This is a genomic window from Peribacillus sp. FSL E2-0159, from assembly GCF_038643155.1.
Classification (GTDB): Bacteria; Bacillota; Bacilli; order Bacillales; family DSM-1321; genus Peribacillus; species Peribacillus simplex.
This window is the reverse complement of record NZ_CP152053.1, coordinates 3,120,095-3,139,032: the sequence shown is the minus strand read 5'-3', so window position 1 is coordinate 3,139,032 and position 18,938 is coordinate 3,120,095. Positions and strand designations below refer to the sequence as shown.

Sequence of the window (18,938 nt, the reverse complement as noted above, 5' to 3'; positions counted from 1 at the left end):
ATATTTTTAGAGAATGGAAGAATTCATTTGAAATCAGAAAAGGAGTGCTGAAATGACACACCTATATCCACTTATTGATAACGAAATAAACCCTTACCGCGATAATGTACAGGGAAAAGCAAATGAACCCATTACGGTTGCGGGTCTATTGGACCGTTCGAAGCTGACGCTTGGCTCCACATATGAAGGGGGCAAGCCTGATTGGACGCTTGAAGAAATTTATATGAGGCTAGAGAGGAATGCCCCGCGTATCGCGATTATCGGTGGTTCGTCTGATCATCCAGCTCATATAATGGATTACCAAACGTCGGCACGGGCAGCAATCCGCATCTGGCAAAACGGCGGCGTTCCGTTTCATTTCTCTACACCGGTAATGTGTGATGGCACTGCGCAAAACAATCAAGGAATGAGTTACTCTCTCCAGAGCCGCAACGCGGTTGCACAAATGGTTGTTAACCAGCTAGAGGCTCACAGTTATCATGGTGCATTCGTCATTCAAGGGTGTGATAAGCAGCCTCTAGGTGTTGTAAGTGCACTCGCACATGTTGATCGTGTTCGCCGAAACCGTGGTGAAGCACCCTTTTTCGCAACATTCGCACCTGCTCACGTATTAGAAGGCGGTTCGATTCCAGCTGACGTAATTGAAGAATTGGAAACTCTTGCGAAAAAAGCGGAAAGTAAAGGAGCTACTGATGTAGCCGTTGATTTACGAGATACGATGGCATATATATTGCAATGTTCATCGAATACTGCATTTCAGGGCGTGTTTGAACGGGCCTATGAACGAGGAATATTGACGAAGGAACAGCATAAATATTTTGAAATGAGACTTGCTGTCGCAACATGTGACGGACAGGGAGGTGTATGTGCCTTCAATGGTACGGGGAATAGTTCACGTCATTTAGTGGCAGGCATGGGTCTCGTTCATCCAGCCGTGGAGCTGTTAACCGATCCACCAACACAACGCCAGATTAACTCGGTGCTTGATAGCTTTGCCGGCATGATAAACGAAGAGCGCTACGGCGTGGCCAACATTGTCGCTGCGAATATAAAAAATGCAATCCGTATTCACAGCGCTTCAGGTGGTTCTACTAACTTAATGATGCATATTGTCGCAGGCATGCTTTATGCAGGGTTCAAATTCAGCTTATGGGACCTTGACCGCATTCATCATTCACATCCGATTCCTGACTTATTTGATTACAGTTTGACGGAAGGAAGAGACATTTATTCACTTGCGATGCAGTGTTGCAGCGGGACAAGCAGAGGAATGGAAACACTTTTTTATGAACTTATTGAAAATGGTGTACCAATGGATCAGGATGCGCCGACTGTCGCAGCAAAAACTTGGAAAGAACGTCTTTCGATTACAAGCAGCCTAAAAGCGTTGAATGTAAAGAAAAATCAGGTCATTTTATCCAACCCACGCCGTGGGTTCAGCGGTGTTGATGTATTAAAAGGAAACTTCTTTGAAAGCGCTGTTGTAAAAATCAGCGGAATGCCGACACCACAGCTTGACCAATTCGATGATAAGCTGGCATTTGTCCTTTATTACGAAAATGAAGATGATGCAAATAAAAGCCTGCTCGATTCAAATCTGCTTTCAAAAATAAAAGAGCAAAAGCTTTTCGAACATAATCTATTGCTCGAATCTCTTAAATACAACAATGAGCCGGAATGGTCTCTTCTAAAAGACGCTTCCTATGGGGAGTTATTTGACAGGATGGTTGAAGAAGGCACATTGAAAATTGCGGTTATTATCTCAGGGCAGGGGCCAGTGGCATTCGGAATGCCGGAAATGTTTACACCAATGCAACACATCAATGCAAATCGTGTTATGAAAAAAATCGCTACAATCATTAGCGACGGCCGCTATTCAGGAGTCACATATGGTGCTGCTATAGGACATATGACACCGGAATCATATGAAGGTGGCGGCATTGGCTTACTTAAATCAGGGGATGTAATTCACCTTCAGCTTCGTGATCGACGGATTGATTTTGTCGATTCCACTCAACTTCATTCAGGAAAGGTTGTTCATGATTTTGCGGATCATTTTAAAGAAGAAAGGAAATCATTGGCGACTGAACGCAAGCTGCGTATGAAGGTAAGACAAAAAATGGTTGCAGCCAGCAACAGGATGTTTGGACATACAGATGCAGCAAATGGTGTTGTCCCTATCGCTGTCATTGAGGATGCGGTACTGGATTATGAACAGGATATTTTACTTCAAGGAAAAAAAGTAGAAATAAAATGAGGAATGCTCGTCATAAATCCGATAATATAAAGGTAGACAGAATAAAAGGAGTGAGGAACGATGCCTATCATCCAATCGGTGGAGCGTGCCTTGAAAATATTGGATTTATTTGATGAGCGTGAGCGCGCATTAACTATCACAGAGATAAGTAAACGAATGAATTTACATAAAAGTACGGTTCATTCACTATTAAAAACCTTACAGGAGCATCACTATATTTCACAAGGCGAAGAAAATGGAAAATACTCGCTAGGATTAAAGCTATTGGAGAGGGGAAGCGTTGTTGTGACCCATCTCGATTTGCGCAACGTAGCAAGAAAACATCTTGAATGGCTTTCAGCAACAACAAATTTAACGCTACACCTTGTCATATTAGACGGTCAGGAAGGTGTCTATGTCGATAAAGTGGAGGGCACGGGGGTAACGGTCCTCTATTCCCGTATTGGCCGGCGTGTTCCGATTCATACGAGTGCTGTTGGGAAATCTCTTGTTGCAACTAAAACGGACAGTGAACTGGATTTGCTCTTGGACGGATATGATTATACGGGTCCGACCGAAAGATCGATTAGATCCAAGGAGCAGTTTTTAGCGGAAATCGAAAAAGCACGCATTGATGGCTATTCAATGGATAATGAAGAAAACGAACCGGGCATTTTCTGTCTGGCTGTACCGATTAAAGATTATTCAGGAAAGGTAATCGCAGCAATGAGTGTATCGATGCCAGCATCGAAAGTAAACGAAGAAACACATGAGTATTATGTACGTCTCTTAAAGGAATGCAGCAGTAAAATTTCGCAGGAGCTCGGTTATGAATATCAAAAAATATAAATGAGGCCTGCCATATAGGAGGAACTATAAAATGAGAATTATTCGCTATGTAAAAGAAAATAAGAAACAACTTGCTGCCGTGACAAACGAAAACAATGTGGTGGACCTTCCATTTACGGATTTTATGTCGTTGATTACAACGGCACGTCATGATAACAGAACAGCATTTGATATTGTAAAACAAATTGCCGCCGAAGGGAAAAAGCAGCCATTGGAAGGTCTTCAATTAACAACTCCTATCGACGCACCAGAAGTATGGGCATCTGGCGTTACCTATAAAAAAAGCAAGGAAGCACGTAACTATGAAGCAACGCAAGGAAAGCTGGACCGCCAAACATTCTATGACAAAGTTTATGATGCAGTGCGTCCTGAGATTTTCTTTAAATCGACTGCAGCAAGGACCGTGGGCCCGAATGATCCGGTATACTTGCGTTCAGATTCAAAATGGCAAATTCCTGAGCCGGAGCTTGGTCTTGTCATCGATAAAGAGGGAACGGTACTCGGATATATCGCAGGTAATGACATGAGCTGCCGTGATATTGAAGGTGAAAATCCGCTTTATCTTCCACAGGCAAAGGTATGGAAAAATTCTTGCTCCATTGGACCGGCCATCTTGTTGAAAGAGGCTGTTCCGGATCCATATGAGCTTAAAATCATGTGCCGTATTTATCGAAATGAAGAAAAAGTATTTGAAGGTGAAGCGAAAGTAAACCAACTGAAACGAAAATTGGAAGAGCTTGTCGACTATTTAGTCTTAGATAACACTGTTTTTGACGGATCAGTTTTACTTACAGGTACATGCGTGGTTCCGCCAAATGAATTTACATTGAAAGGCGATGACCGAATCGAAATTGAAATACCAGGGATTGGAGTATTAAACAACCCGGTTATCCAAAGTAAAGCAGTCCAAACAATTTAAGGGGTGACAAAATGAGCGAATATAAAACACTTTACTTAAGTAATAAAGATAGTGTAGCTGTCGCTTTATCCGAAATCCCTGAAAACACATCAGTAGTTGTGAAGACAGGGCTTGAAGAACTTGCCGTATCCATTCTTGAACCGATTCGTTTTGGACATAAGTTCGCAGTCAAATCCATCGAACAAGGAGCAGACATAATTAAATATGGGGAAGTCATTGGTGCAGCCTCAGCTTTTATTCCCGCTGGTGCACATGTTCATGTACACAATTTAGAAGGTAAAAGAGGAAGGGGTGACAAAATTGCTGAATGAAAAAATGCAGTTTTGGGGCTACCGCCGTCCGGATGGCCGCGTCGGTGTCCGGAATCATGTACTGATTTTGCCAACGATAACATGCGCAACTCAAACAGCTCAGCGCGTCACAGAATTGGTGAGCGGAACCGTCACATTCATTCATCAGCATGGCTGTGCGCAAGTGGGTATTGATTATGATCAAACGGCCAGAACCTATGCGGGAATGGGCATGAATCCAAATGTATATGGAGTCATAGTACTCGGACTTGGCTGTGAAACACATCAGGCGCACCGCATTGGAGATGAAATTGCCAAATGCGGTAAACCAATGGAAACTGTATCGATTCAGGATCATGGTGGCACTCTTCAAACAATTGCCGAAGTAGCTAAAATTGCGGTCAAAATGGTCCAGGATGCCTCAATGGTGCAACGGGAATTATGTGATTTTAGCGAGCTGATTGTCGGCACAGAATGCGGTGGGTCGGATGCGTGCTCCGGCTTATCGGCTAACCCCGCAGTCGGACGTACAAGCGATTTGGTTGTTCAGCAGGGGGGAACCGCAATATTAGCGGAAACGACTGAACTCATCGGTGCAGAGCATTTGATCGCTAACAGGGCGGCAAACGACCAGGTAGCCAAAAAAGCTTATGCGGTTATTAAAATGATGGAAGACCGCTCGATTCAAATGGGCGTAGACATCCGCACCGGAAATCCGAGTCCGGGAAACATTGAGGGAGGTCTCAGCTCACTCGAAGAAAAATCCCTGGGGGCAGCGACAAAATCAGGTACAACCAGACTGGAAGAAGTCATTGATTATGCCCAGGTGCCCACAAAGAAAGGGCTCGTATGGATGGATACGCCTGGCCACGACATTGAGCAATTGACGGGAATGGTCGCAGGCGGTGCCCAAATCGTTCTCTTTACAAGTGGAAGAGGCACGCCGACGGGTTCTCCCATTTCACCCGTCATAAAAATCTCAACTAATACACCAATGTTTGACAGGATGAATGAAAATATGGATTTAAATGCTGGTACGATTGTCGATGGTTTAGAAACCGTTGATGAAGTGGGCAGGCGCATTATGGAAGAAATTCAACATGTTTCAAACGGAAAACTAACAAAAGCGGAGATATTAAAGCAGCATGACTTTGGTATATGGAGAATTGGACCGACATTCTAAAACGAAAAAGGAGCTAAAGATTATGATATCAACTACATTTGCAACGAAAACATATAAAAATTTCATTAATAATGAGTGGGTGAATGCATCTTCTGGAAATACAATCGAAAGCATTAATCCTGCGGACAAAGAACCGGTTGGCTACGTTCAAAGCTCAACGGAAGATGACTTGAATAAAGCTGTAGCTTCTGCGCATAAAGCAAAGAGGGATTGGCGCAGGCTTGGGCAGTCTGCACGTGGACAAATCCTTTTCAAAGCGGCCAATGTATTGGAAGAAAATCTAGATGAAATTGCGGAAACCATGACTCGCGAAATGGGTAAAACGTTACCGGAAGCAAAAGGTGAAACGGCACGGGGTGTTGCAATCCTGCGTTACTATGCTGGGGAAGGGATGCGGAAAGACGGCGATGTTATTCCATCATCCGATAAAGAAGCCTTAATGTTTACGAAACGCACCCCACTTGGTGTTGTCGGGATAATCACGCCATGGAACTTCCCGGTTGCAATTCCCATTTGGAAAATGGCTCCTGCTCTTGTATATGGCAACTCAATCGTATGGAAACCCGCTACAGAGGGAGCCGTTACAGCAGCGAAAGTGATGGAATGCTTCACTAAAGCAGGCTTCCCTGAGGGCGTAGTGAACTTCATTACCGGTAAGGGGTCGATCATCGGTCAAGGACTCATCGATCATCCGCTTTTAAATGCGATCACATTTACCGGTTCTGAAAGTGTCGGTCAGAGCGTCGCAAAATCAGCTTCCGCCCGCGGGATAAAATATCAGCTTGAAATGGGTGGCAAGAATCCAGTCATCGTAACGAAAGATGCGAACATCGACCAAGCTGTCGAGGCGGTCATCAGCGGTGGATTTCGTTCCTCCGGACAGAAATGCACAGCTTCAAGTCGTGTTGTTGTTGAATCGTCGGTCTATGATGAATTCAAACAAAAACTGGTAAAAGCAGCAGCGGAAATTACAGTCGGCAACGGTCTTCAAGAAGGTATTTGGATGGGACCATGTGCAAGCGAAAGCCAGTTCAATACGGTGACAGAGTACATTGAAAAAGGCAAGCAGGAGGGCGCAAAACTCATACATGGCGGGGAGATATTAACTGGCGGAGACTACGATAGAGGCTTTTTCATTACACCAGCGATTTTTGAAGACGTGACGTCCGAAATGGAGATTGCACAGGCAGAAATTTTTGGGCCAGTTATCGCGCTTATAAAAGCAACCGATCTTGTCGAAGCGATTGACTTGGCAAATAATACGAAATACGGATTGAGTGCATCAATCTTTACATCAAATATTAGCTCAATTCTGGAATTCATTGATGAAATTGAAGCAGGGCTTGTCCGCATTAACGCAGAAAGCGCGGGCGTAGAGTTGCAAGCTCCATTCGGAGGCATGAAAGCATCGAGCACGGGATCGCGAGAGCAGGGTGAAGCGGCGAAAGAATTTTATACAGCCATAAAAACGGTTTTTATTAAAGGTTCTTAACAAGTGCAAGGGAGGTTTTTATGTTTGAAAATCTCTCTTTCTTCCAAAAAATCATTGCGAAGTGCTTGATGAAAATCATAAAAATTTCTTTATACAAAGTTTGACCCCGATGGGCTGTTTTTAATCAGCTACTTCAAGATGGTTATGTCGATATAATACAGCCGGATCTGTCTCATACAGGTGGTATTTTAGAAGGAAAAAAATTGCGCAATGGCAGAAGCGTATGATGCAGCCTGCGCCGCACTGCCCGCTCCGATGACTCTTGCTTCATCGATTCATTTGGACGCAACGACACCGAATTTCAATATTCAGGAGCAAAGCCTTGGTATTCATTACAACGATGGACATTCTCGATTATATGAAAATCCAGAATTATTCGATTATGAAAATGGTTATGTGAATATTCCGGATAAGCCGGGTCTTGGTGTGGAAATTGATGAGGAAAAAGTGAAGCAGGCAGCAGAAACCGGACATGATTGGAAAAACCCTATTTGGCGTAATGAAGACGGAAGTATCGCTGAATGGTAATAAAAGGAGGAAAAATAATGGACTTTCATGGCATCATTCCACCGGTAGTCACCTTATTTGATGAAACGGGGAACTTAGATATGGCACTGAACAGAAGGTATATCGACCTATTAATCTCCCGGAATATTGACGGTATTTTGTTAATGGGTAGTTCAGGTGAGTTCTCATCACTTACAACAGAAGAAAGAAAATTATACGTACGCGAAATGATAAAGCACATTAACGGACGAGTGCCAGTTATGGTCGGAGTCGGTCATACCGCATTAAAAGAGGTGCATGAACTGACTTCTTATGCAGAAGAGCATGGAGCGAACGGCGTTCTCGTAGTCAACCCATATTACTGGAAGCTGTCTGACGAGCAATTATACCGACATTTTTCCAGCGTAGCGAATCATACTAATCTGCAAGTTTTCATTTATAACATCCCGCTCTTGACGGGACAAAATTTATCAATCGAATTGATTAAAAAATTAGCCGAAAATCATTCTAACATTGCGGGTATTAAAGAGACGGTCAGTGATTTCGGCCACCTTCGTCAAGTGCTGGCGGAAGTGAAGAAAGTTCGCAGTGATTTTCGAGTCTTCTCTGCGTTTGACGAACATTTGCTTCCGGCTCAAATGATTGGTGCAGCCGGGAGCATTAATGGAAGCGCTGTCTTTGCCCCCGAAATATCCGTTCAATTGTATGAATCGTATCATAAAGGTGATCTGGAGGAAGCACAGAAAAATCATCAAGTGATTTCAAAACTGATGGATGTGTACAATTACGGTCCGACATTTTTTACAGCCATGAAAGAAGCCGTTCATCAGCGCTGGTTTGACATTGCGGCTGGACACCGTCCACCATGCGATGTATATCCTGCTGATTTGAGTGACAAAGTAGCTGCTCTCTTAAAAAATATAGATATGAAAGAAGGCGTCCAAAAATGAAAGAATCACGCGACTTGCTCGAACAATTAGGCTACCCATCTACTGATCTTAAAGAACTTCCTACATCAACGAAAACATTTCCAGATGGCGCTCAATACCGCATTGAACTACCAAGTGTAGAGGGTCCAGCTGCCCTAAAAGAAACATTGAAAGAAATTGACCGACTCGGTTTGACTATTCACCGAATATCTCAGGGCAGCGGCATCATGCTTCAAACGGATGAAGAAATTAAAGAAATGTGTGAAATGACAGCAGAGCGCGGAATGGAACTGAGTTTGTTTGTCGGTCCCAGGGGTTCATGGGATGTCAGTGCAGGACCGCTTACGCCAGGAGGTAAATCTCAGGGAATACGTCATGAAGGATCGGACCAGCTTGTTTATGCCATGGAAGACTTGAAAAGAGGAGCTGCACTTGGTCTTCGCGGTGCGTTAGTTGCGGATGAAGGACTCCTTCTTTTAACGAAAGAAATGAAAAAATACGGACAGCTTCCGGAAGACTTTGTTGTTAAAGTATCGGTTCAAATGGGTTCAGCCAATCCAGTATCCGTTAAATTAATGGAAGACATCGGAGCGGATACCTACAACGTGCCACCTGCATTAACGCTGTCTAAACTTGCAGCGATCCGACAATCAATAAACATTCCAATTGATTTATACGTTGAAGTGCCGGATACCTTCGGCGGCTTTCTTCGCTATTATGAAATACCAGAAATAATCCGTGTATTGGCGCCTGTATACATCAAATTTGGTCTACGTAATCACCCTGATGTATACCCATCAGGGAAACAATGGGAAAGTACGAACATCTCACTCGCTCAAGAACGTGTACGCCGGGCCGCAATTGGTATTCAAATGATCGAACGATACTTTCCAGAAGCAAAAACATCGAAACTCGGTGCAGAAGGACTCGGAATTGCGAAAATCGAAAAGGCAGCAGCAAAATAGATGATTTTAATGAGAGTGATCCCCTCTGATATTCTGGTGTTTATTACTATTAAGGAGTAGAGCCCAAATGACATTTAAAATATTATTAACGGATTACGAATTTGAGCATTTGCAATATGAAGAAAAGGTTTTTCAAGAAAGCGGTCTAGATATCGAGTTCATCAAAGCGCAATGTAAAACGGAGGAAGAAGTAATGGAGCAGGCAAAAGAAGCGGATGCAATCTTAAATCAATATGCTCCTATCTCACGCCGAGTCATTGAGTCGCTTGAGAATACCAAAATCATTTCCCGCTATGGTGTCGGCGTCAATACAATTGATCTCAATGCGGCTCTGGAAAAGGGGATTACTGTCGCCAATGTACCGGATTATGGCATGGAAGAAGTATCGAATCATGCATTGGCACTTTTACTTTCGTCGGCGCGGAAAGTGACACTGTTAAACAAGGAAGTGAAAAATGGTAACTGGGACTTTAAAGTGTGTGTACCGATTCATCGTTTTAACGAGCAAACGGTTGGGGTTCTTGGCTTTGGCCGGATTCCGCGCCGTTTCATTGAAAAGGCGAGACCGCTCGGTTTTAAAACTGCTGCTTACGACCCTTTCGTATCGGCGGCAGACATGGCCGCTGTCGGGGTACAAAAAATGGATCTCGACGAAATTATAGGCGAAGCAGATTATTTGTCGATCCATGTGCCCTTAATTGATGATACATACCACCTGATCAATGAGGAGCGCCTTAAACAAATGAAGAGTAATGCGGTAATCATTAACACGGCACGTGGACCGATAATCGATGAAAAAGCACTTTCCTATGCACTTGAAAAAGGGATAATTGCAGGTGCAGCACTTGATGTGACAGAAAATGAGCCAGTCAGCATCGATAGCCCGCTACTCACAATGGACAATGTCATCATTACACCGCACAGCGCCTGGTATTCTGAGGAAGCGATGGTTGAACTTCGTCAAAAAGCAGCAAGAAATATCGTTCAGGTCTTAAAAGGAGAAAAAACACCTTACGCATTAACCTAAGAAAGGGGAAAAATATGAAAATAGCGACTTTTTCCGTGCAAACCGAACAGCACATCGGCATTGTTCAAGATGATCAAATTATTAGCTTAACGGCTCTCGGTCCAGAAGAATTTCCTGCTTGTATGAAAAAATTTATAGAACGAGGCAGCGAGTTGCGTTCACGTGCTGAACAGTTAATCGAGCAACGGATAAATGACGATGCAATATTCAAACTGTCAGAAGTAAAGATCCTGCCTCCATTCACAAAGCCGGATAAAATCATATGCGTAGGACTTAACTATTTTGATCATTGCAAGGAAACCGGGATGGAGCCGCCAGAATCGCCGGTCATTTTTTCAAAATATGCGAATGCGATTGCCGGACATAATGATGCGATTGAAATCCCAATTAATTCAACCGAGGTCGACTTTGAAGCAGAGCTTGCGTTTGTCATTGGAAGAGAAGCGAAACATGTGTCAGAAGAAGAGGCGGATGACTACATCTTTGGCTATACGATTATGAATGATATTAGCGCCCGAGATTTGCAATTTCAGGACGGCCAGTGGTCAAGAGGCAAAACGGCGGACACATTTGCTCCATTTGGTCCTGTTGTCGTTACACATGATGAGGTGGGTGACCCCCACAATCTAGCGATTTCGCTTGAATTAAATGGTGAAATTATGCAGGATTCAAATACAAGCAACCTAATTTTTACGGTTCCGAAAATCATATCATTTTTATCACAGTCCATGACACTAAAGCCAGGTGATTTGATTGCAACAGGTACACCACCTGGCGTTGGAATGGGACGGAATCCGAAAATCTGGTTGAAAAACGGTGACCGGATGAACGTCAGTATTGAGAGGATCGGCACGCTTTCTAACTACGTAAAAGCCTGACAAGAAAGAAAAAAGATGATGGTATGGATGTTGTAACTATCGGAGAAACAATGACAGTGTTTTCCACGAATGAAGAAGGGCCGCTTCGCCAAGCCCGATCTTTTTCGATGAAGTTTGGCGGTGTGGAATCCAATGTCGCAATCAGGTTAAGCAGACTCGGTCATAGGTCACGTTGAATAAGCCGTCTCGGCGAGGATGAATTTGGTGATGCCATGCAATCGTTTACTCGCGGTGATGTTTCATTTGTGACCCGAGCCCCTGATGCGCCTACCGAAGTCTTTTTTAAAGAATTCAGACGGCTGAATGATACTCGAGTTTATTATTATCGGAAAGATTCGGCAGCCAGCATAATGACGGAGGAATTACTATCACCAGAAAGGGGAAAAGTGCTATGTTACTAGAAAAGTACAGAAATCTGCAGGGTATTCTCCAAAAAATGGAGTCGGTTGTGGTCGCTTTTTCAGGAGGGGTGGACAGCACCTTTTTGCTAAAAGTCGCGGTTGATACTTTGGGTTATGATAATGTGTTAGCCATTACAGCGGATTCGGAAACCTATCCCTCGAGTGAGTTGAAAGAAGCCATTATGCTAGCAAAATGGATTGGTGCCAACCATCGTGTCATTCAAACTTCAGAGTTGGCCATTCCTGGATATACATCAAATAATCAAAATCGCTGTTACTTTTGTAAAAGTAGTTTATTTGACCACCTGCTTCCTATTCTTGAAGAATATGACTTTAATAATATTATTTATGGAGTTATTGCTGATGATGCAAACGAATTTCGTCCAGGCATGAAAGCAGCTAAAGAAAAAGGAATAAGGGGTCCTCTTCTAGAAGCCGATTTATTCAAAGAAGAAATAAGAGAATTGTCTAGGGAAGCCGATTTGCCAACCTGGGATAAACCGTCATTTGCTTGCCTATCCTCACGAATAGCATATGGCGATATCATTACGAAGGAAAAATTGACCAAAGTAGATAAATCAGAGGCTTACTTAAAATCATTGGATATTCATCAGGTAAGAGTCAGGACGCATGAGGATACAGCCCGAATTGAAGTTGAACCCGATGATATGCCGCGAGTGCTTCAATACCATGTGGCGATCACGAAACGGCTGAAGCAATTTGGTTATAAGTATGTATCAATGGATCTCACGGGCTATACAAGCGGAAGTATGAATATAGCGCTTAAAAAGGAAGAAATGTTATGATTGACGATATTTTGGAGCAGGTTCAAAAGGGGTCATTGACAGTCGCGGAAGCAAAGGAAAAACTTGCATCCTATGAAAATTTAGGGTTTGTAAAAATCGACCATCATCGTAAAAGGAGACAAGGCTTTCCCGAAATTGTTTTTGGAGAAGGAAAAACAGCTGAACAAATTTTGACGATTGTACAATCACTGCGGACAAGGAATGATTCTGTGCTTGTGACTCGTATATCTCGGGAAAAAGCAGTATTTGTACAAAAAGAATGTAGTGATTTTGAGTATAGCGATATGGCAAGGACACTTGCTTGGGTTAAAGAAAAGCCGAAATCATTTGGTTCATATATTGCAATTGTGTGCGCCGGGACATCAGATTTGTCCGTTGCTGAAGAAGCAGCCGTGACGGCCGAAACTCTAGGTATTCCAGTCAGGCGTATATACGATGTGGGTGTTGCTGGACTGCACCGCCTCCTTGATAATATTGACGAGATACGAGGGGCTACAGTATCAGTTTGTGTCGCAGGGATGGAAGGGGCACTCCCAAGTGTGTTAGGAGGCCTTGTTACGAATCCAATTATTGCTGTACCGACAAGTATTGGATACGGTGCTAATTTTAACGGTTTATCGGCACTTTTATCGATGCTCAATTCATGCGCATCGGGTGTAAGTGTAGTGAACATCGATAATGGATTTGGTGCAGCCTACAATGCAGCAATTATTTACAAACTTGTACATAAAAAGGAGGTCAATTGTGATGAGGACTTTATATTTTGACTGCTTTTCCGGCATAAGCGGAGATATGGTTATTGGTGCGTTGATTGATGCAGGTGCAGACCCTGTACAAATGGAAGAAGAGTTAAAAAAGCTGAACATAGATGAAGAATATAAACTGTCATGGGGGAAGGTCGTCAAAAATGGCATTACGAGTACTAAATTTGATGTCATTCTTACCAGTAAATCAGAGCAAACACATGAACACAGCCACAGTCATGGACACGAACACAGCCACAGTCATGGACACGAACACAGTCAAGAACATGGACACAGCCACAGTCATGGACACGAACACAGTCAAGAGCATGGACACAGCCACAGTCATGAACACAACCACAACCACAACCATAGCCATGTGCTTCACCATCATCATGGCAGCCGTACCTACAAACAAATTGTGGAGGCTATCAATGAGGCGAACTTTAATGAATCGGTTACGAACAGGTCACTCGCCATTTTTAAGAAGATTGGTGAAGCGGAAGGGCACATACACGGGCTACCTCTTGAAAAAGTTCACTTTCACGAGGTAGGAGCGGTAGATTCAATAATAGATATTATCGGAGCTGCAATTTTAATCGATCAGCTAGGGATTGAATCAGTTCAGTCATCAGCCATTCCAACGGGAACTGGACATATACATATTGATCACGGCATATACCCTGTTCCTGCACCTGCCACTCTTGAAATATTAAAGGGGGTACCAATTGCCTCAAACGATATTCGATTTGAATTGACAACGCCGACCGGTGCTGCCATCGCTGCTGTTTTAACTGAAACATTTGGCTCGCTTCCAGCCATGACTGTCGAATCGATTGGCTATGGTGCGGGAACAAAAACATTTGAAAATCATCCGAACGTCCTTCGCATTATCATTGGGGAAATTCAATGAACCGACCACCTGATCATGAGCATCTTGATGAACAAATGGTAAAAATGGAAGTGAATCTTGATGATATTTCCGGTGAATGGCTTGGACATGTAATGGATTTGCTGTTTGAATCGGGAGCAAATGATGTATATTATACGCCAATTTTTATGAAAAAAAATCGACCGGGGGTGTTATTGCAACTTCTCTGTTCACATCAGATGATTTCGAAAATGAAGAAGATATTATTTGCTGAAACGACGACGCTCGGTATACGCTACTATCCTCTTACCGTGCACAGGCTCGAACGATCTTTTTTCACTGTACATACACAATGGGGGGAAGTGACGATAAAGAGAGGGTTCCATGAGGGTTTACCCATGCAGCAGGCACCTGAGTATGAAGATTGCCGTAAAATTGCCGTACAGAACAATATACCGCTTAAACAAGTGTATGAAGAAGTATGGAAGCGTCTCGGGGAGGTGGTAGAGAAATGAGTTTGGTGTCAATTCTCTCATTAGGCTTCCTATTGGGGATAAAGCATTCGTTAGAGCCGGATCACGTAATTGCAGTAGCAACCACGGCAGGAAATACGAAAAAATTATCGCGTTCCACTCTAACGGGGGTGTATTGGGGAATAGGCCATACATGTACGCTGTTTCTTATAGGGATGCTTTTCATTTGGATGAAAGGGGAAATTCCGGAGTCGATAAGTATGACGCTGGAATTTGGCGTTGGTATTATGCTTGTTATGCTAGGGGCGAAAAGTTTATTTAAAAATCGGCCTAATATCACGAACGATAAAGATCGATTCCGTCCTTTTTTGGTGTCTGCTTTAATTGGGTTCGTCCATGGTCTCGCGGGCAGTGCCGCAATGGTCATCCTAACGATGTCGACCGTAACCGGTATAGGCGAAGGATCCATCTATATCATTATATTTGGCGCAGGGACAATTATTGGCATGCTGTGCTTTACAACTTTACTAGGCATACCGTTTGCTTTGAATGGAAAAGACATCGTTTTAAACCGAATCTTCATCAAACTGGCGGGAGCTATAAGTTTTGCGTTCGGACTTTATTATATATACAAATTGGGTGTAACAGAAGGCTTGTTTGCACTCTGGGCTAATTGATTTACTTTATAAGCATGACTGTAATCTCAGGCTGTCTGTAACCCATTGACAGTCTCTTTTATATTTATAAATTCATCAAAACCAATATTAAGTAGACAATATGTCTTCAAGGAGGTTTCTCAGAAAGAAAAGGACCACAACTGACAAAAGATTTGTCTTAATGGGAATCTTCAATGGACATGTCCAGGCAACTTTCGGGGTATATTGTTACGGATATGAATCTCTAATTATTATACTGCAAGTATGTTTCAAGGTTTATTATTATCTGTAAATGGAGGAGAGGATGGACATATATAATAAGACCCTATGACACTGCTAAGCCATTTTTTTCAGAATGGTAGTGTCATAGGGCCTTTTTTGCTGTTGCCGCTAGGCAGATATACGTTTATTTTTCCTTTGGAGAATCCATATTTCAATTGCACCTGAGCCAAGCAATACTCCTGAAACAATGAAGATAAGTCCAATGAAATGTGCAGGCACAATGGCTTCATTGAGGAAAAATGCTGCCCCTAATAAAGAGAATAAGGTGTTTAAGTTAAGAAATATGGATGATTCAGCTGCGCCTACCTTACCAATGGCATAATTATAGCTCATGTGCCCCAGGGCAGTGGCAAAAATAGCGGAGAACAAGAAAGCTCCCCAGATGGATGGCGGTGCCGTTGCCAGTGAAGATAAGCCCTCTGGTTCCTTCCATAAGCTGATGGCAAAAAGAATAAAAGACCCGATAAGCATCATGTAGCCGGTTAGTAATCGTGGATCCATTGTTTTTGAGGCTTTATTAATGAGTATGAAACTCAATGCCTGTGAAAGGATGGAAAGTAAAATATCCACATCTCCCAGATTAATAGAATGAACTCCTCCACTTCCTGCCATAACGGTAAAACTCACACCTAGAGAACCGCAAATAAAGCCAAGAAGCCGGATTAAAGTGGGCTTTTTACGAAAGAATATCATGGTCAAGATGACAGTCAATATTGGCCCCATGCCCAAAATCAGTCCAGCATTCGAGGCGGAAGTCTTCGTCAATCCCTCAGCTAAAAAATAATGATGAAAAACGACACTCAAAAGTGCTCCTCCAAAAACGTAAAAAAGTTCACTTTTTTTAGGAAGACGTATTAATCCAAAGAAGAAAAGGATAATAATGACTATAAGGGATGCAGTAAAAATTCTCAAAGAAGTTATTGTTACGGGCTGCGTATTCGCAACTAAAATTTTAATAACTGAGACATTTAACCCCCATGTGATCATTATTCCGGTAAGTAAGATGTATATTCTCAAAAAACTCATTCCAAACAACCTTTCAAACTTATTTAACAATTGATATATTATACAACTTTCTACAAATTAATAGCAAAGAGTAAAATTTGATTGAAATCCCTAGGATGAAAAATCAGAAATTATTAATATTAAAAAAAGAGGGAAGAAATAATCCCTTCCACTTTACCTTAATATGGTTTTTTATCATAAATTTAGCTGAAGTGTTATCTGAAAAAACATCAAATAAAAATAAAATTACAAATTATCAAACTTTTCTATTGTTTTTGGTAGGGTTTTCATTTACAATTTCCTTATGATTTACCAAACCGGTTTAGTAATTAACTAAATCGATTTAGCAATAAAGCTTAATGAAAGTGATATGATCAAATGTTTTGTTTTTATTTGTGATTGTTCGAAAGAAGGAGGTACTGTATTGACATCAAAATATGGTGTTTTAACGCTGGGCGACGCCATGATTACGCTAAATCCGGAAGAGACAGGACCTTTAAGATTCGTTACCCGTTTTGAACGAAAAGTTGGAGGCGCTGAACTGAATTTTGCGATTGGCTGTGCAAGGCTTGGCATGCGGGCAAAATGGATAAGCCGTTTAGGCAAGGATGAGTTCGGTAAAGTTATATATAATTTCGCTCGTGGGGAAGGCGTGGACATGAGTGATGTTGCCTATGTAAATGGATATCCAACATCTCTTAACTTTAAAGAAATTCGGGAGGATGGTTCCGGAAAGACATTTTATTACCGCTATCAATCTCCTATTTTAACTTTATTGCCGGGAGATATAACAGAGAAAATGTTTGAAGAGATTGATATAGTTCACCTTACTGGAGTATTTTTGGCTATAGATCCCAAAAATGTGGAAATTGCCAAAAGGGTAATGGAAATTGCAAAACAAAAAAATATACCTGTTTCTTTTGATCCGAATATCCGCTTAAAGCTATGGTCCATCGAGGAAGCAAGATCAGTTTATTATAATATTTTTCCATTTGTTGATATTTTGCTTACTGGTTTAGATGAAATAAGATTGATCACCGGAACTGACTCTAAAGAATCATTGGCGGAATTCGCAAAGGTGAATGATATTGATCAGCTTGTCATTAAGGACGGGAAACATGGTTCAAAACTATATACCAAAAGTGAATGGCATGAAAAAGAAGCCTTCCCTGTTATACCTGTAGATACTGTTGGTGCGGGAGATGGTTATGATGCCGGTTATATATACGGATATCTTCATGGCTTAACAATTGATGAAAGATTGACATTCGCAAATGGTGTAGGAGCCCTTGTCACCACTGTTGCAGGGGACAATGAAGGATTACCATATTTGGATGAAGTAATACCTTTCATACAGAATGAGGCTGTTATAGAAAGATAGATGACTGAAAAGAAATGAGGGGAGAAAATGGCAACAGTAACGATACAAGCCGAGGAAGCAAAACGATTAGTCATACAACAGCTGACCAATGTGGGTTTAAATGAAGAAAATGCCGGAAAAATCGCGGAAGTATTGGTTCATGCCGATCTCAGAAATGTCAATTCTCATGGTGTTTTGCGAACAGAACATTATGTGAACCGTTTACAGGCAGGAGGCATAAATCCCGATGCACAGATTTCCTTTCAAAAGACAGGTCCCGTTACCGGTGTAGTTGATGGAGATGATGGTTTTGGGCATGTGATTGGCGACGTGGCCATGGACCATGCAATCGAAATGGCTAGAGATAATGGCGTGGGCATGGTGACTGTTTTTAATAGCAGCCATTGCGGAGCACTAAGCTATTTCGTTCAAAAAGCTGCTGATGCAAAGTTGATTGGCATCGCGATGTCACACACAGATAAAATTGTGGTTCCATTCGGAGGAAAAACATCATTTCTTGGCACCAACCCAATCGCTTACGGAGTTCCTGCCAAAACGAAGAAACCCTTTATTCTTGATATGGCAACATCCAATGTTGCGCTGGGGAAAATCCTCCAGGCACGCGAAGAAGGAAAGGAAATACCTGAAGGATGGGGAGTGGATGAAAATGGAGCTGCGGTCACAGACCCGAATAAAGTCGTTTCCCTTTCCACTTTCGGAGGCCCGAAAGGCTATGGACTATCCGTAATTGTAGATGTATTTTCTGGATTATTGGCCGGTGCGGCATTTGGTCCGCACATTGGGAAAATGTATGACGATCTTGATAAGAAACGGAAGCTGGGACACTATTTTTGTGTAATTAATCCTTCGTTCTTTACGGATACTGACATATTTTTAGAGCAAATGGATCAAATGATCGAAGAGCTGCAACAGGTTGAACCTGCTCCAGGGTTCGATCGGGTATATGTACCGGGTGAAATTGAACAAATCAATGAAGAAAAAAACCTGAAACAAGGTATTACGATAGCATCAAGTGTTTATGAATTTCTTACAAAGTAGGTGGGGA

Annotated in this window: 19 protein-coding genes and 1 pseudogene; 19 read left to right on the top strand and 1 reads right to left on the bottom strand. The window is 42.4% G+C overall.

Annotation, left to right across the window (positions count from 1 at the left end; all coding sequences use genetic code 11):
* Window positions 1-52 precede the first annotated feature (52 nt).
* The 17 genes and pseudogenes from NYE63_RS15260 (at window position 53) to NYE63_RS15180 (ending at window position 15,246) form a co-directional block, all read left to right on the top strand.
* A complete protein-coding gene (locus NYE63_RS15260) occupies window positions 53-2,257 on the top strand; it encodes a dihydroxy-acid dehydratase (protein ID WP_342601737.1) in 2,205 nt (734 codons plus the stop codon).
* Between the two features lie 60 nt (window positions 2,258-2,317).
* Complete coding sequence (locus NYE63_RS15255) at window positions 2,318-3,085, top strand: IclR family transcriptional regulator (protein WP_063235052.1); 768 nt, start codon at window positions 2,318-2,320, stop codon at window positions 3,083-3,085.
* A 31-nt stretch (window positions 3,086-3,116) separates the two neighbouring features.
* Window positions 3,117-4,004: a fumarylacetoacetate hydrolase family protein gene (locus NYE63_RS15250; protein WP_342601736.1), complete on the top strand. Its 888-nt coding sequence runs from the start codon at window positions 3,117-3,119 to the stop codon at window positions 4,002-4,004.
* An 11-nt stretch (window positions 4,005-4,015) separates the two neighbouring features.
* On the top strand, window positions 4,016-4,315 hold the full coding sequence (locus NYE63_RS15245) for a UxaA family hydrolase (RefSeq protein ID WP_289316193.1): 300 nt from the start codon (window positions 4,016-4,018) through the stop codon (window positions 4,313-4,315).
* A 4-nt stretch (window positions 4,316-4,319) separates the two neighbouring features.
* Window positions 4,320-5,477 (top strand): UxaA family hydrolase, encoded by a 1,158-nt coding sequence (locus NYE63_RS15240; RefSeq protein ID WP_342605777.1) that lies wholly within the window; start codon window positions 4,320-4,322, stop codon window positions 5,475-5,477.
* A gap of 22 nt (window positions 5,478-5,499) precedes the next feature.
* On the top strand, window positions 5,500-6,969 hold the full coding sequence (gucD, locus tag NYE63_RS15235) for an alpha-ketoglutaric semialdehyde dehydrogenase GucD (RefSeq protein ID WP_342601735.1): 1,470 nt from the start codon (window positions 5,500-5,502) through the stop codon (window positions 6,967-6,969).
* A gap of 107 nt (window positions 6,970-7,076) precedes the next feature.
* Window positions 7,077-7,497: pseudogene (locus NYE63_RS15230) on the top strand (enolase C-terminal domain-like protein); the annotation flags it as partial.
* A gap of 17 nt (window positions 7,498-7,514) precedes the next feature.
* Complete coding sequence (locus NYE63_RS15225) at window positions 7,515-8,426, top strand: dihydrodipicolinate synthase family protein (protein WP_342601734.1); 912 nt, start codon at window positions 7,515-7,517, stop codon at window positions 8,424-8,426.
* Entirely contained in the window at window positions 8,423-9,370 is a 948-nt protein-coding gene (locus tag NYE63_RS15220; RefSeq protein WP_048679730.1) for a U32 family peptidase, read from the top strand. The genes NYE63_RS15225 and NYE63_RS15220 overlap by 4 nt, the downstream gene beginning before the upstream one ends.
* A gap of 67 nt (window positions 9,371-9,437) precedes the next feature.
* The gene (locus NYE63_RS15215) at window positions 9,438-10,397 is read left to right on the top strand and encodes a C-terminal binding protein (protein ID WP_342601733.1); all 960 of its coding nucleotides are present in this window, start codon (window positions 9,438-9,440) and stop codon (window positions 10,395-10,397) included.
* Window positions 10,398-10,411: 14 nt separating this feature from the next.
* A complete protein-coding gene (locus NYE63_RS15210; RefSeq protein WP_342601732.1) occupies window positions 10,412-11,275 on the top strand; it encodes a fumarylacetoacetate hydrolase family protein in 864 nt (287 codons plus the stop codon).
* A 23-nt stretch (window positions 11,276-11,298) separates the two neighbouring features.
* Window positions 11,299-11,451, top strand: a complete 153-nt coding sequence (locus NYE63_RS15205) for a PfkB family carbohydrate kinase (protein ID WP_342601731.1) — start codon at window positions 11,299-11,301, stop codon at window positions 11,449-11,451.
* A gap of 215 nt (window positions 11,452-11,666) precedes the next feature.
* On the top strand, window positions 11,667-12,482 hold the full coding sequence (gene larE, locus NYE63_RS15200) for an ATP-dependent sacrificial sulfur transferase LarE (RefSeq protein ID WP_342601730.1): 816 nt from the start codon (window positions 11,667-11,669) through the stop codon (window positions 12,480-12,482).
* Window positions 12,479-13,249, top strand: a complete 771-nt coding sequence (gene larB, locus NYE63_RS15195) for a nickel pincer cofactor biosynthesis protein LarB (protein WP_342601729.1) — start codon at window positions 12,479-12,481, stop codon at window positions 13,247-13,249. Before larE ends, larB begins: the two co-directional genes overlap by 4 nt.
* Entirely contained in the window at window positions 13,230-14,138 is a 909-nt protein-coding gene (locus tag NYE63_RS15190; RefSeq protein WP_342601728.1) for a LarC family nickel insertion protein, read from the top strand. Before larB ends, NYE63_RS15190 begins: the two co-directional genes overlap by 20 nt.
* The gene (gene larC / locus NYE63_RS15185) at window positions 14,135-14,611 is read left to right on the top strand and encodes a nickel insertion protein (RefSeq protein WP_342601727.1); all 477 of its coding nucleotides are present in this window, start codon (window positions 14,135-14,137) and stop codon (window positions 14,609-14,611) included. The genes NYE63_RS15190 and larC overlap by 4 nt, the downstream gene beginning before the upstream one ends.
* A complete protein-coding gene (locus NYE63_RS15180) occupies window positions 14,608-15,246 on the top strand; it encodes an urease accessory protein UreH (RefSeq protein ID WP_342601726.1) in 639 nt (212 codons plus the stop codon). Before larC ends, NYE63_RS15180 begins: the two co-directional genes overlap by 4 nt.
* Window positions 15,247-15,615: 369 nt before the next feature.
* Here the strand turns inward: NYE63_RS15180 and NYE63_RS15175 are convergent, their stop codons facing one another.
* On the bottom strand, window positions 15,616-16,533 hold the full coding sequence (locus NYE63_RS15175) for a DMT family transporter (RefSeq protein ID WP_342601725.1): 918 nt from the start codon (window positions 16,531-16,533) through the stop codon (window positions 15,616-15,618).
* Window positions 16,534-16,936: 403 nt separating this feature from the next.
* Between NYE63_RS15175 and NYE63_RS15170 the strand changes: the two genes are divergently transcribed.
* On the top strand, window positions 16,937-17,893 hold the full coding sequence (locus NYE63_RS15170; RefSeq protein ID WP_342601724.1) for a sugar kinase: 957 nt from the start codon (window positions 16,937-16,939) through the stop codon (window positions 17,891-17,893).
* 27 nt (window positions 17,894-17,920) lie between these two features.
* Window positions 17,921-18,931 carry an ureidoglycolate dehydrogenase gene (gene allD / locus NYE63_RS15165; RefSeq protein WP_342601723.1) on the top strand — a complete coding sequence of 337 codons (1,011 nt, stop codon included), beginning with the start codon at window positions 17,921-17,923 and terminating at the stop codon, window positions 18,929-18,931.
* Window positions 18,932-18,938 lie beyond the last annotated feature (7 nt).

Excerpts from the sequence above, each read along its gene's own strand:
- NYE63_RS15225 (WP_342601734.1), top strand. The coding sequence starts at position 7,515 with ATGGACTTTCATGGCATCATTCCACCGGTAGTCACCTTATTTGATGAA.
- larB (WP_342601729.1), top strand. The coding sequence starts at position 12,479 with ATGATTGACGATATTTTGGAGCAGGTTCAAAAGGGGTCATTGACAGTC.
- larE (WP_342601730.1), top strand. The coding sequence starts at position 11,667 with ATGTTACTAGAAAAGTACAGAAATCTGCAGGGTATTCTCCAAAAAATG.
- NYE63_RS15245 (WP_289316193.1), top strand. The coding sequence starts at position 4,016 with ATGAGCGAATATAAAACACTTTACTTAAGTAATAAAGATAGTGTAGCT.
- NYE63_RS15240 (WP_342605777.1), top strand. The coding sequence starts at position 4,320 with ATGCAGTTTTGGGGCTACCGCCGTCCGGATGGCCGCGTCGGTGTCCGG.
- NYE63_RS15175 (WP_342601725.1), bottom strand. The coding sequence starts at position 16,533 with ATGAGTTTTTTGAGAATATACATCTTACTTACCGGAATAATGATCACA.
- NYE63_RS15255 (WP_063235052.1), top strand. The coding sequence starts at position 2,318 with ATGCCTATCATCCAATCGGTGGAGCGTGCCTTGAAAATATTGGATTTA.
- NYE63_RS15190 (WP_342601728.1), top strand. The coding sequence starts at position 13,230 with ATGAGGACTTTATATTTTGACTGCTTTTCCGGCATAAGCGGAGATATG.
- NYE63_RS15260 (WP_342601737.1), top strand. The coding sequence starts at position 53 with ATGACACACCTATATCCACTTATTGATAACGAAATAAACCCTTACCGC.
- NYE63_RS15205 (WP_342601731.1), top strand. The coding sequence starts at position 11,299 with ATGGATGTTGTAACTATCGGAGAAACAATGACAGTGTTTTCCACGAAT.
- allD (WP_342601723.1), top strand. The coding sequence starts at position 17,921 with ATGGCAACAGTAACGATACAAGCCGAGGAAGCAAAACGATTAGTCATA.
- larC (WP_342601727.1), top strand. The coding sequence starts at position 14,135 with ATGAACCGACCACCTGATCATGAGCATCTTGATGAACAAATGGTAAAA.
- NYE63_RS15180 (WP_342601726.1), top strand. The coding sequence starts at position 14,608 with ATGAGTTTGGTGTCAATTCTCTCATTAGGCTTCCTATTGGGGATAAAG.
- NYE63_RS15215 (WP_342601733.1), top strand. The coding sequence starts at position 9,438 with ATGACATTTAAAATATTATTAACGGATTACGAATTTGAGCATTTGCAA.
- NYE63_RS15250 (WP_342601736.1), top strand. The coding sequence starts at position 3,117 with ATGAGAATTATTCGCTATGTAAAAGAAAATAAGAAACAACTTGCTGCC.
- NYE63_RS15220 (WP_048679730.1), top strand. The coding sequence starts at position 8,423 with ATGAAAGAATCACGCGACTTGCTCGAACAATTAGGCTACCCATCTACT.
- gucD (WP_342601735.1), top strand. The coding sequence starts at position 5,500 with ATGATATCAACTACATTTGCAACGAAAACATATAAAAATTTCATTAAT.
- NYE63_RS15210 (WP_342601732.1), top strand. The coding sequence starts at position 10,412 with ATGAAAATAGCGACTTTTTCCGTGCAAACCGAACAGCACATCGGCATT.